Source organism: Gluconobacter morbifer G707 (genome assembly GCF_000234355.1).
In the GTDB taxonomy this organism is placed as follows: Bacteria; Pseudomonadota; Alphaproteobacteria; order Acetobacterales; family Acetobacteraceae; genus Gluconobacter; species Gluconobacter morbifer.
Window position 1 is genome coordinate 1 of record NZ_AGQV01000014.1, and the last position, 13158, is coordinate 13158.

Annotated in this window: 9 protein-coding genes and 2 tRNA genes; 7 read left to right on the forward strand and 4 right to left on the reverse strand. The window is 62.0% G+C overall.

Going from position 1 to position 13158, the window contains the following annotated elements; genetic code table 11:
• Positions 1-48 precede the first annotated feature (48 nt).
• The 3 genes from nusG to GMO_RS12870 form a co-directional block, all read right to left on the reverse strand.
• The gene (nusG, locus tag GMO_RS12860) at positions 49-579 is read right to left on the reverse strand and encodes a transcription termination/antitermination protein NusG (protein ID WP_040509739.1); all 531 of its coding nucleotides are present in this window, start codon (positions 577-579) and stop codon (positions 49-51) included.
• A 10-nt stretch (positions 580-589) separates the two neighbouring features.
• Positions 590-844 (reverse strand): preprotein translocase subunit SecE, encoded by a 255-nt coding sequence (gene secE / locus GMO_RS12865; protein WP_245528505.1) that lies wholly within the window; start codon positions 842-844, stop codon positions 590-592.
• 62 nt (positions 845-906) lie between these two features.
• Positions 907-983, reverse strand: a tRNA-Trp gene (locus GMO_RS12870).
• A 170-nt stretch (positions 984-1153) separates the two neighbouring features.
• Here GMO_RS12870 and GMO_RS12875 point away from each other — a divergent pair.
• Positions 1154-1227 (forward strand) — tRNA-Gly (locus GMO_RS12875).
• A gap of 18 nt (positions 1228-1245) precedes the next feature.
• On the opposite strand, the gene GMO_RS12880 is transcribed toward GMO_RS12875, so the two are convergent.
• Positions 1246-1782 (reverse strand): cupin domain-containing protein, encoded by a 537-nt coding sequence (locus GMO_RS12880; RefSeq protein WP_008852881.1) that lies wholly within the window; start codon positions 1780-1782, stop codon positions 1246-1248.
• A gap of 296 nt (positions 1783-2078) precedes the next feature.
• Here GMO_RS12880 and atpH point away from each other — a divergent pair, with 296 nt between their 5' ends.
• The 6 genes from atpH (at position 2079) to GMO_RS12910 (ending at position 13158) form a co-directional block, all read left to right on the forward strand.
• On the forward strand, positions 2079-2651 hold the full coding sequence (atpH, locus tag GMO_RS12885) for an ATP synthase F1 subunit delta (RefSeq protein ID WP_050801486.1): 573 nt from the start codon (positions 2079-2081) through the stop codon (positions 2649-2651).
• Positions 2651-4186 (forward strand): F0F1 ATP synthase subunit alpha, encoded by a 1536-nt coding sequence (gene atpA, locus GMO_RS12890; protein WP_008852883.1) that lies wholly within the window; start codon positions 2651-2653, stop codon positions 4184-4186. Before atpH ends, atpA begins: the two co-directional genes overlap by 1 nt.
• A 9-nt stretch (positions 4187-4195) precedes the next feature.
• Positions 4196-5086, forward strand: a complete 891-nt coding sequence (locus GMO_RS12895; RefSeq protein WP_008852884.1) for a F0F1 ATP synthase subunit gamma — start codon at positions 4196-4198, stop codon at positions 5084-5086.
• 22 nt (positions 5087-5108) lie between these two features.
• Positions 5109-6572 carry a F0F1 ATP synthase subunit beta gene (gene atpD, locus GMO_RS12900; RefSeq protein WP_008852885.1) on the forward strand — a complete coding sequence of 488 codons (1464 nt, stop codon included), beginning with the start codon at positions 5109-5111 and terminating at the stop codon, positions 6570-6572.
• Between the two features lie 4 nt (positions 6573-6576).
• Complete coding sequence (locus tag GMO_RS12905) at positions 6577-6993, forward strand: F0F1 ATP synthase subunit epsilon (protein WP_008852886.1); 417 nt, start codon at positions 6577-6579, stop codon at positions 6991-6993.
• A 186-nt stretch (positions 6994-7179) separates the two neighbouring features.
• Positions 7180-13158 carry a DUF3320 domain-containing protein gene (locus tag GMO_RS12910; RefSeq protein WP_008852887.1) on the forward strand — a complete coding sequence of 1993 codons (5979 nt, stop codon included), beginning with the start codon at positions 7180-7182 and terminating at the stop codon, positions 13156-13158.

The window sequence follows — 13158 nt, forward strand, 5'->3', positions numbered from 1 at the left end:
GCCTCCCGACGAAGGGAGCTTTTTTTTATGGGGTGAGGAGAGAGAAGCTCAGAGCTTCTCGACCTGATTGAAGTCCAGATCCACAGGCGTGGAACGGCCGAAGATCGAGACGCTGACTTTGAGGCGCTGGCGTTCGTCGTCCACATCCTCGATCATGCCGTTGAAGGAGGTGAACGGGCCGTCGGCCACGCGGATCTGTTCGCCGATCTCGAAGGTCAGGGCCGAACGCGGACGCTCTACGCCTTCCTGGGCCTGCTTCATGATGCGGTCGGCCTCAGCCGAGGTGATGGGGGTCGGACGGTTGCGGGTGCCGAGGAAGCCGGTCACCTTGGGCGTGTCCTTGACGAGATGCCAGGCCTCGTCCGTCAGTTCCATTTTCACCAGCACGTAGCCCGGGAAGAACTTGCGTTCCGTGTTGACCTTGCGTCCGCGACGCACTTCCGTCACGTCCTCGGCGGGAACGAGAATCTGCTCGAAATGATCGGAAAGGCCCTTCTGTGCGGCCTGTTCCTTGATGTGGTTCGCGATCTTTTTCTCGAACCCGGAATAGACATGCACAACGTACCAACGCTTCGCCATGGTGCGGACCTCAGCCTCCAACGCCAAAAAGTTCGCGGACGCCCAGACCGATGATCTGATCCACGATGAAGAAGAAAATGCAGGTCACGGTAACCATGGCCAGGACCGCGCCCGTCGTGATGACGGTGTTACGACGGGTCGGCCATGTCACGCGCTTGGCTTCGGCACGAACGTCCCGAAGATATGCGATCAGGTTGAAGCCGGATCCGTTCTTTTGAGGCGCCGTCTTCCGCGACTCGTCTTTCGGGGTACTGACCGACACCATCATCCTCGAATCAAGTGAAAATCCATTTCCCGGCTCCGGGAAGGACATCCGGTGAAACGGGGTGGCAGGGGCGGAGGGTCTCGAACCCACAACCTTCGGTTTTGGAGACCGACGCTCTAGCCAATTGAGCTACGCCCCTATCTATCAGGCACGGACCCTCGGGGACTATGCCAGCGATAGTGGGCGGAAGAGAGAACGTCCGGAGCATAAAGTCAAGGCCCCATCCACGGGATCGCAACCTTATTTTTCAATTCGGAATTCCCCCCTTGCGAATGGTGCCGTCATCTGCAATATCACGTCCCGATCTGAGCGGGCGTAGCATAGTGGTAATGCAGTAGCCTTCCAAGCTTCTGAGGAGGGTTCGATTCCCTTCGCCCGCTCCAGTATCCCTTCCCTGAAAATCATTGCCATTTGCAGGATTCGGTCCGCGGCGTCGCCTGTTCGAAGCGCGTGATCTGCAACGCGACCGGCGCGTCCCCCACATTGCCCGACAGATGCCCGGTGTGCCCGTCCTTGTCCGGAGAGGCATTCAGGTCCTCGCTCAGGAGAATGTCGCCGGCATTCAGCTCGACGCTCGTGCCATCCATGGCCTGCACGAAATATGTGCCCCACAGCGGGACGACCCACTCCACATGCCGGCTCCGGTTCCAGCCGCCTTTCCAGTGCGGGGGCTGAACGCGGATCTGCTCGCTGGCCTGCCCGACATGGGCCGTGCTGAACATGACCTTGTCTGCCGTCGGGGTGATCGTTCCCTCGTGGAAAGTCGAGAGCCTGCACTTGGTCAGGTGCGTGACGCCCTGGCTGTCCGTCCAGTTGTCCCAGTAGGCGATGGTGGGAAAGGACGGCTTGTCTTCTACGGGGGCTGCGTGGAGGGCGGGTGAAGTGGCGCAGGCAGACAGGGCGCCCAGAACTGCGAGAAGGCGCTTCTGGATGAACATGAAGTCTCCATGGAAAAATGAAAAACCGGATGGGAGGCACGCGAAGGTGAGCCCCGAGAATGCCCGCGGACGGGAGTGAAATGCAAACATGGGGCGTTTCTGGTGCTTTCGGGTGTGCTCTCGGTTGCGCTGGAAGGAGACGCCGTGCTAGAGGCGGCCCCAAGTGGAGGACCGGGTTTCAGACGAATCCTGTGCAGGGTCGTGTGTGCCTGATCCGGACAAATATTTCATGCAAGGGACTGGATAAGCTGGTCCTGGCCGCATTCTGCGGCGGAAAAGTGAGACGGAACACGCGTGTGACGGTGACACAGGTGCCGCAGATTGGACACACAGAGGGCGTTGCGCAGCGTTACGCCCGGGCGCTCTATGACTATGCATCGGAACAGGCCAGCCTGTCCGATGTCCTGAAGGAGGTGCGCGGACTTCGGGACGCCATTTCTCAGAGTGACGACCTGCGCAAGTTCCTGGCTGATGCGCGTCTGGATATCCGCCGCTCCCGCGAGGTGGCGTCGGCGCTGGTGACGAAGCTGGGCTTCGGCGACGTGCTGTGCCGGTTCGTGGGTGTGGTGGCGGAAAACCTTCGTCTGGGGGATCTGGCGACCATTCTTGATGGCGTGCTGGCCCTTGATGCCCGTCTGCGCGGTGAAGTGCCCGCCGAAGTCATTTCCGCCCAGCCTCTCACGGACATGCAGCGCAGCCAGCTTCAGGCCCGTTTGGCCGAAGCCGGATACAGCCGCGTGTCCCTCACCGAACGCACGGATGCCTCCCTGATCGGGGGCATGACCGTACGTGTCGGTTCCACATTGTTTGATACCTCGATCGCCGGGCGCCTGACCCGCCTGCAGAACGCCATGAAGGGAGCCGCGTGATGGATATCCGTCCCGCCGAGATTTCGGACATCCTCAAGCAGCAGATTGCGTCTTTCGACAAGGTCGAAACCGTTTCCGAGACGGGAACCGTCCTGTCCATCGGTGACGGTATCGCCCGTGTCTATGGTCTGACGAATGTCATGGCCGGTGAAATGGTCGAATTCGAGGGGAGCGGCCTGAAGGGCATGGCTCTGAACCTCGAGGCCGATAATGTCGGTGTCGTTCTGTTCGGCAACGGCGACGAGATCCGCGAAGGCGATACCGTCCTGCGGACGAAGGAAGTGGTCGAGGTTCCGGTCGGCAAGGGTCTGCTGGGCCGCGTTGTCGATGGTCTGGGCAATCCGATTGACGGCCGTGGACCGCTGACGGACGTGGAACACCGCCGCGCCGAGGTGAAGGCTCCGGGCATCATGCCGCGTCAGTCGGTCAGCGAGCCAATGCAGACCGGCATCAAGGCCATTGACGCCCTAGTGCCGATCGGGCGTGGCCAGCGTGAGCTGATCATCGGTGACCGTCAGACCGGCAAGACCGCCATCCTGATTGACACCATCGTCGCGCAGAAGCCGGTCAATGCCGGTGGTGACCCCAAGAAGTCCCTGTACTGCATCTATGTCGCGATCGGTCAGAAGCGGTCCACGGTGGCCAATCTGGTCCGGACGCTGACGGAGCAGGGTGCGATGGAATACTCCATCGTCGTGGCTGCGACGGCTTCCGATTCCGCGCCGATGCAGTATCTTGCCCCGTATACGGCCAGCAGCATGGGCGAGTATTTCCGTGACAACGGCATGCACGCGCTCGTCTGTTACGATGACCTGTCCAAGCAGGCCGTCGCATATCGTCAGATGTCGCTCTTGCTGCGTCGTCCGCCGGCCCGTGAAGCGTTCCCGGGTGACGTGTTCTACCTGCACTCCCGTCTGCTGGAGCGTGCGGCGAAAATGTCCGATGCGCATGGTGGCGGTTCCCTGACGGCGCTGCCGGTCATCGAAACGCAGGCCGGCGATACGGCCGCCTATATTCCGACGAACGTGATTTCTATCACGGATGGTCAGATCTTCCTTGAGACGGACCTGTTCTACAAGGGTATCCGCCCGGCTGTGAACGTCGGTGGCTCGGTCTCCCGTGTCGGCTCCGCTGCGCAGATCAAGGCGATGAAGCAGGTTGCCGGCAAGATCAAGCTGGAACTGGCGCAGTATCGCGAAATGGCTGCGTTCTCGCAGTTCGCATCCGATCTGGACCCGGCCACCCGCAAGCAGCTGGATCGTGGCGCTCGTCTGGTCGAACTGCTGAAGCAGCCGGAAACCTCTCCGCTTCCCGTTGAGGAGCAGGTGGTTGTGCTGTTTGCCGGGACGCGCGGTTTCGTGGACCCGATCCCCGTGGATAAGGTGGTGGCTTACGAAGCTGGTCTTCTTTCCGAAGTCCGTGGACCCGGCGCCGATATCCTGGCCGCCATCCGCAATGACCGCCAGATCAAGCCGGAGACGGAAAGCAAGCTCAAGGAGCTGCTGGAAGCCTACGGCAAGCGCTTTACGGCCTGAGGATAATCCATGCCCTCGCTGAAGGAACTGCGCGGACGGATCACGGGCGTCAAATCGACGCGCAAGATTACGAACGCCATGAAAATGGTCGCGGCCTCCAAGCTGCGACGCGCCCAGTCCCAGGCTGAGGCGGCCCGTCCGTATGCCGAGGCCATGCGCCGCATGATGGCGGAGCTGGCTTCGGCGAGCCGCGGTGCGGATGCGGCGGGTCTGCCGCCCCTGCTGGCCGGTACGGGCAAGGATCAGACGCATCTGGTCGTGGTTCTGACGTCCGACCGTGGTCTGGCAGGTGGCTTCAATGCCAATGTCGTCCGCAGTGCCCGGCAGCTGATCGACCGGCTGGCGGCGGATGGCAAGACCGTCCGCATCCTGCCGGTTGGCCGCAAGGGCGCGGATATTCTGGTTCGGCATTATCCTGACATGATCGTGGACCGTATGGCCGGGACCGAAGGACGTGACGTTGGCTTCGACAAGGCGAGCGATGTGGGCAGCCGTATCGCCGGTATGGTTGAGACCGGTGAGATCGACCGTTGCACGCTGGTCTATAACCGCTTCGTCAACGCCATGACGCAGGTTCCGGTACAGGCCGGGCTTGTGCCGCTGCCGATACCGGAAAACGACAACGCCGCGGATGACTCCGATGCAGCGCAATATGAATTCGAGCCCGACGAGGGCACTCTCCTGACGCAGCTTCTGCCGCGTAACCTCCAGGTCCAGATCTTTGCAGCCCTGCTGGAAAGCGCAGCCGGGGAACAGGGTGCGCGGATGACCGCGATGGACAGCGCCAGCCGCAATGCGAGCAAGGCGATTGACCGTCTGTCGCAGAAGTACAACCGCACGCGTCAGGCCAACATTACCAACGAACTGATCGAGATCATCTCCGGCGCCGAAGCCGTTTGAGATCACGCAGGAGACGAAACCGATGTCCGAGACCCTTAACCCTTCTTCCGAAGCTGCCAATAACGTGGTCGGACGCATCACCCAGGTGCGTGGTCCGGTGGTTGACGTGCAGTTCGAAGGCGACCTTCCGCATATCCTGAACGCCCTGCATGTCCAGAACGGCGATCATACGCTCGTTCTCGAAGTGGCGCAGGAAATCGGCGAACACCAGGTTCGCTGCATTGCCATGGACACGACCGACGGTCTTGTCCGCGGTTCGGAAGTCCGTGACACCGGCAAGCAGATCATGGTGCCGGTTGGACCGGCGACACTCGGCCGCATCCTGAACGTTATCGGCGAGCCGATCGACGAGCGCGGGCCGGTCAAGAGCGACAAGTATTCCCCGATCCACCGTCCGGCTCCCTCCTTCGAGGATCAGGCCGCGGCGTCCGAGATCCTCGTGACGGGCATCAAGGTTGTTGACCTGCTCTGCCCCTACCTCAAAGGCGGCAAGATCGGTCTGTTCGGTGGCGCCGGCGTGGGCAAGACCGTCATCATCCAGGAACTCATCAACAACATCGCGAAGGCGCATGGCGGCGTGTCCGTGTTTGCCGGCGTGGGTGAGCGGACCCGTGAAGGCAACGACCTGTATTTCGAAATGCAGGATGCGGGCGTCATCAAGATCGGTGAAGACGGATCGACCGAAGGCTCCAAGGTTGCACTGGTCTATGGCCAGATGAACGAGCCGCCGGGAGCACGTTCGCGCGTGGCGCTGACCGGCCTGTCCGTTGCGGAATACTTCCGTGACGAGGAAGGTCAGGACGTGCTGTTCTTCGTTGACAACATCTTCCGCTTCACGCAGGCCGGTTCCGAAGTGTCCGCCCTGCTGGGCCGTATCCCGTCCGCCGTAGGGTATCAGCCGACGCTGGCGACGGAGATGGGTGCCCTTCAGGAGCGCATCACTTCCACGAAAAAGGGCTCCATCACGTCCGTTCAGGCCGTGTATGTTCCGGCCGACGATCTGACCGATCCGGCTCCGGCCGCGACCTTCGCCCATCTTGATGCCACGACGGTTCTGAACCGTTCGATCGCTGAAATGGGGATCTATCCGGCTGTTGATCCGCTGGATTCCACGTCCCGTTCGCTCGATCCGAAGATCGTCGGACAGGAGCATTACGACGTGGCCCGCAAGGTCCAGCAGACGCTCCAGACCTACAAGGGCTTGCAGGACATCATCGCCATCCTGGGCATGGACGAGCTGTCCGAAGAGGACAAGAAGATCGTTGGCCGCGCCCGTCGCATCCAGCGCTTCCTGTCGCAGCCGTTCCATGTGGCCGAGGTCTTCACCGGCGCGCCTGGCAAGCTGGTCGCTCTGGAAGACACCATCCGTTCCTTCAAGGCGGTTGTGAACGGCGAGTATGACGATCTGCCGGAAGGCGCGTTCTACATGGTCGGCGATATCGACGAAGCCAAGGCCAAGGCCGAAAAGATGAAGCAGGAGGCCTGATCCGATGCCGCTACGCATCGAGATCGTCAGTCCGGAAAAGCGCCTTGTCGAACGTGATGTCGACATGGCGGTTCTTCCGGGCATGGAGGGCGATATTGCAGCCATGCCGGAGCGTGCGCCGCTGATGCTTCAGCTGCGCGGCGGGGTGGTTGCTCTGTACGAGGGCGAACAAATCGTCGACCGGTATTTCGTCGGTGGTGGTTTCGCGGACATGGGTGCGGATCACTGCATCGTTCTGGCAGATTCAGCCCAGAAGCTGTCCGAACTGTCTGCTGACGAAGCCCGCGACCGTCTGCGTGATCTGGAGACCCAATGGGCCCAGATTGAGCCGAATGACGTGGATACCCATGACCGTATCAGCCGTGAAATCCAGCGCGTCCGCGCGGAGATCGAAGCGGCGAGCGGTGAGGGCGTTATCTGATAGTTCGCCGTCTGGTGGCGGGACTGTCATGAAAAAACCCGTTCTGGTCCTTGGACCGGGCGGGTTTTTTTGTGCTCATCCGCCAGGAGCCGGAGTGTGCGAAGATTGCGCGGGGTCATGGAGTGTTGGTCAGCTTTCTGTATTCTGGCTGTAACGCCTCCTTTCTCTCAGATGTGGTGACACAGAATGACTGATGCTCCTTCCGACAAAACCGATCTCCCCGACATGGCTGATACGGAAGAAGGAGCGCATCCGTCCGCATCGGTGGAGACGGATGTGGAGGCTTATGCGGAACCGGAGCATCCCGCACCCGCCGTCGAACTGACGGTTGCGTTGCGGGAGACCATCAGCAGTGCGCTGTGGGAGAACCATGTTCCGGTGCTGCTGGAACTGGCTGTCCGGAACGGGACGGATCGCGACATATCGCAGCTTGAAATCACGCTATGCTGTGAACCGCCTGTCATCCAGACCCGGTCGTGGCGGTTACAGTCCCTAGGGGCGGGGCAGTTCCGGGCGGTGGATCATCTGGATGTCGAACTCGACGGGGCTTTTCTGGCCGCGCTGAGTGAAGGGACACGGGCCGAGGTCCACTTTACGGTTTCGGAAATTATCGAAGACGGGCCACGGGTGGAACTGGCATCCGTCAGCCGGTCGGTTCGGGTCCTGTGCCGGAGTGACTGGGGTGGACTGGCGGGGTTGCCGGACCTTCTGGCGGCGTTCGCCCTACCCAACGATCCGGCGGTGGGACGCATCCTGCGTTCGGCATCGGCATTGCTGGAGAAAGCCGGACAGTCCCCGGCTCTGGAAGGGTATCAGGGGAGCAAGAAGCGGGTCTGGGAACAGGCGCAGGCGATCTGGTGTGCAATTGCCGAACTGAAGCTGACTTACGTGAATCCGCCGGCGTCTTTCGTGGAGAACGGACAGCGTGTGCGGTTGCCGTCGCAGATCGTGGAAGAGCGGCTGGCAACCTGTCTGGATACGACGCTGCTGTTCACGGCCTGTCTGGAAGCGATCGGGCTACGACCGCTGCTGGTGATGACGCGGGGGCATGCTTTGGCCGGGCTGTGGCTGTCCCGCGAGGAATCGGGCACGACCATTCTCCAGGATCTACCCGGGGTGCGGAACCGTCTGGCGCTGGATGACATCTGCGTTTTCGAGACCACACTGGTGGCGTTGCCGAACTGCCCGGATTTTGCCCGGGGATGTGCGGTGGGACGCATCCATCTGGAAGATGACGGGACGTTCGAAGAGGTCATCGACATTCATCGGGCGCGGCTGCGGAAAATCCGCCCGCTGTCCCAGGTTCGGAAGAGCATGGCTGATCCTGTGGAAGACGAGGCGGTTGCGTCCCCGGCGCCGCCGCTTCTGGCAGCGCCGGACCTGCGGGAAGAGAACCGGACGTATGAGATGGATGAGACGCCGGCGGGGCGGCTGGAGCGGTGGTGTACGCGGCTTCTGGATATTTCCGGCCGGAGCCGGCTGCTGAATCTTCCGAAGTCGGAAAAGCAGCTTGTCGAGTTTGCGCATATTGACGCGTCTGCACTGGAAGACCGTCTGGCAGCCATGCGGGAGGGGGACGGGCGTCCTGCACTGAGGCTGCGCGCACGTCCCGAACTGATGGATGGCAGCGATCCGCGCAGTGCGGCACTGCATCAGGAGCGCCATAGCGAGGACCGGTATTGCACATTGGTAGCCGAAGGGCTGGAGCACGGGGAAATCTTGGTGGGGCGAGAGGAAGCTGCCCTTCAGACGGCCCTGACGGAACTTTATCGCAAGGCACGTGCGGCCGAGCAGGAAGGCGGGGCCAACATCCTGTTCCTGACGGTTGGGGAACTGCTCTGGGAACCGCGCGGGCGGGAGCGTCAGGCTCGGGCACCGCTTGTTCTCGTGCCGGTCGTGCTGGAGCGATCGAGCGTCAATGCGCCGTTCCGTCTGCGGTCCCACACGGATGAAAGCCGGATCAATGGCAGTCTGCTGGAGGTTCTCCGGCAGGATTTTGGGATGCGTTTTCCCGAATTCGAAGGGGAGCTGCCGCAGGATGAGTCCGGGCTGGATGTACGGCGTATTCTGGATATTTTCCGCGCTCGGCTCAGGGATCAGTCGAACTGGGAGGTGGTGGAACGGGTCTGTCTGACGACCCTGTCTTTCGCCAAGTTCCTGATGTGGAAGGATCTTCAGGAGCGGCAGGACAGTCTGCGGGTCAATCCGGTGGCCGTCCGGCTGCTGGATGGCGTGAGCGCGGAGGACGGAGCGGATCACCCGTTCCCGGCGGCCAGCTTCGAAGCCTCCATGGACGGAATGGATCAGGCGCTGGAACAGGCGGGGCTGGTCTGCCCGATGGAGGCGGATTCCTCGCAGATGGCCGCGGTGGCCCGTGCGGCGGCGGGAGAGAATTTCGTTCTGATCGGACCTCCGGGGACCGGAAAGAGCCAGACCATCGCCAATATCATCGCTGATACGCTGGCGCGGGGAAAAACGGTTCTTTTCGTCGCGGAGAAGCGGACGGCGCTGGAAGTCGTGCGCAACCGTCTCAAGGCAGTCGGGCTGGGAGAGTTCTGTCTGGATCTGTTTTCCCCGCAGGCCGGGCGGGGAGCGGTTTTCCAGCAGTTCCAGGCGGTCCAGAACGCATGTGAGCAGTTTTCGGAAGGGGACTGGACACAGACCCAGGCCCGGCTGGCGGAGACGCGCAGAGAACTCAATGCCTATGTCCATGACCTGCATCGGCGCTGGCCCAATGGCTGGACGCCTTACCGGGCCATCGGTGTGCTACTGGAAGCAGAGCGCAGGGCAACGCCGCGATTGACGATGCGGTGGGACGGACCGGCTGCTCATGATGCCACGGGCTGGGAACGGTTGCAGGAAACGGCATCCGCTCTTGGTAGCCTCTATGAACGGTTCGGGCAGGCTGTCCTGACGCCACATCTTGTGGGGATCGAACAGGAAGACTGGACTTCCCGCTGGCAGGAGAACCTTCTTCAGCAGGCGCGTGTCGTGAAGGCGGCGCTTGAGGGGCTGGAGCGCAGTTCGGAGGAGATGTTCCGCACGCTTGGCCTGACGGGAGAGGATCGCTCACAGGCCCGTCTGGAGAGGGTTGCCAGTCTCTGTTCTCTGTTGCTGCGTCCGGAAGCGGGGACGGGGGTCTGGGCCTTGCAGGATGATGCCGCAGAGCGGGTACAGGCCGTTCTGGCTGACCGCACTGTCGTGGCGGAATACGAAGCACTCGAAGCCCAGCTTGTCGTGACGTGGAAGGATATAGCGGCCCTTCCGGCAGCGGATCTGCTGCGGGACTGGCAGGAGGCGTCGGGCAAATGGCTGCTGGCGCGGAAAAGCGGACAGAAAGCGGTGAAGCGCCGTCTGGAGGACGCGGCGGGAAGCAGCGCCCTGCCGGAAGATCTGACGCCGGAACTGGAGCGGCTCGTGGCGCTCGGCGAACTGGAGAAACGCCTTTTCGAAACGACGCATGCGGAGGTGGTGGGTCTGCTCTGGGCGGGCCGGAAAACGGATTTTGGCCGGATCGAGGCTGAACTGGCCTGGGGGCAAGAGCTGCGCGCGGCTCTGGCCGGGTGCGTCGGGGACATTCAGGAACTGCTGACGTTGCGCCGGCAGGTCAGGGATCTTCTGACCGAAGGACGCGATCTTCTGGGAGAGACGGGTATGGTCGGACGGCAGATTGCGGCGTTCCAGACGGCTCTGGCAGCCGTACAGGCCAGTGTGCAGACGCTTTCGGAACTGGCTGCCAGCGACATGATGCAGACGGTTCCAGACGGTCCGGACTGGATGCAGCGTCTGGGCGACCGGATGAAGGACTGGCAGGAGCAGGGACGCAACCTGCGAGACTGGTGTGCGTGGCGCAGGGTCTGTCATGACGCCGGACGGGTCGGGCTGGAGCCGCTTGTCACGGCGCTTCTCGATGGATGTGTCGGTCCGGACAGTCTTCAGGACGTGCTGGAAGCATCCTATGCGCAGTGGTGGCTTCCATCCGTTGTGGATCAGGAACCGACATTGCGCGGTTTCGTGGCGGCGACACATGAAGATCGGATCGAGCGTTTCCGGACGTGGGACAAAGAGGCCTCCCGGATGGCATCTGCGCTGATCCGGGCGCGTCTTCTGGGAACGGTCCCGGGCGAGGAGGTACGGCGGCGGGATGCGCAGTATGTGCTGATCCACCGGGAGACACAGAAGAAAGCGCGTCAGATGCCCATTCGTAAGCTGGCCTCTGATGCTCCCCGTGCGATCCGAACGCTGACCCCCTGTCTGATGATGAGCCCGCTCTCCGTCGCGCAGTATCTGCCGCCGGGCAGCGAACCGTTCGATCTCGTGATCTTCGATGAAGCTTCACAGATTCCGACATGGGATGCGATCGGCGCCATTGGGCGGGGACGGCAGGTGATCGTGGTGGGAGACCCCAAACAGCTCCCGCCGACCAGTTTCTTTTCCCGCAATGAAACGGAGGATGAGAACCCCGACCAAGCGGACATGGAGTCGATCCTGGATGAATGCCGGGCCGCGGGTGTGCCGGAAATCAGCCTGAAATGGCATTACCGGAGCCGCCATGAAAGCCTGATCGCCTTCTCCAATATGCAGTATTATGGCGGGGAATTGATTACCTTCCCGTCCACCGTGACGCAGGACAGGGCCGTCTCCTTCCGGTTTGTGGAGGATGGCAATTACCAGCGGGGTGGAGCGCGGACCAATCCGGCGGAGGCGCGGGCTGTCGTCGCGGAGGTCCTGCGCCTGTTGCGGTTGGATGACGGGCGTTCCGTTGGTGTCGTGACCTTCAATGCGGAGCAGCAGAACCTGATTACGGATCTGCTGGACAGGGCGCAGTCCGAGGATGCCGCGCTGGTACGTTTTTTCGGGATTGACGCGGCGGAACCCGTATTCGTCCGGAATCTTGAGAACGTGCAGGGTGAAGAACGCGACGTGATGCTGTTCTCCCTGACCTATGCGCCGGAACTGAAGGGCGCGCCTTACGTTTCGTTCGGTCCGCTGAACCGCGTTGGCGGCGAGCGTCGCCTGAATGTGGCCGTGACCCGCGCGCGTCAGCAGCTGATCGTGTTCGGTTCCCTCAGGGCCGAGCAGATTGATCCGGGGCGCAGTTCCGCGCTTGGCGTCTCGCATCTGCGCAAATTCCTGGCGTTTGCGGAACACGGGGCGGGCGCGCTGGCGGGGCTGCATGAAGGATCGGTTGGCGACTATGACAGCCGGTTTGAAATGGAAGTGGCCGCGATGCTGCGGGAAAGGGGCTGGGAGGTCCGGCCCCAGATCGGGGTGTCACGGTTCCGCATTGATCTGGGCATCGTCGATCCGGATCAGGCGGGTACTTTCCTGGCGGGTGTGGAATGCGACGGTGCGACCTACCATAGCAGCGCGACGGCCCAGGACCGGGACCGGTTACGGCAGGCAGTGCTGGAAACGCTGGGCTGGACGATTCTGCGTGTCTGGTCGACCGACTGGTGGCTGAACGCCGAACGGGAAGTCGTGCGTCTCGATCAGGCCCTGACCGGATGTCTGGAGGCTATGCGTCTGATGCGTGCTGAGGAAGCCGCGTCGGCAGACGGCTCTCCGCCCATGGAAGAGGCGCCGGAGATTCGGAAGGTCGAGGAGATTCTGCCGGAAGAGAAGCCGCTCTATGCGCGTTTTGCCGGGATGTCCGGGGAAACGCCTAATGCAGAAGTTATGACTCCACCTGTTCGAAATGCTGCGACAGTCGATGCCGCCCGATTCGGGGATGATGAGTATCTGCCCGTACTGGAAACCCTGATTCGGGCGACCGTCGCGCAAAACGGTCCGGTTCATGAAAGCGTGCTGGTTCAGCAGATTTCCAAAGCGCATGGCTTCGCAAGGGCAGGCCGTCAGATTCGCGAACGGATTCTTCAGGCGGTTCCGTCGGATATGCCTCGTACGGTGGAGGATGCCGGCTGCTTCTTCTGGGAAAACATGCCCGCAGAGGATGAAGATTTCCATTTTCCGACGATTCTGGCGGGCAAAAGTGTGGATCCGGCCCTGCTCCCGCTGGAAATCCTTGTTCGGCTGGCGCGTGAGCAGAAAGACAAAGGACTGGATGAAGAATCGGCTCTGCAGGCCATGCGAAAAGCCTGCGGGCTAGGGCGCATGGGGGCTGCGACCCGGGAACGGCTAAGGCTGGCGTGGGAAAAGGCGTGA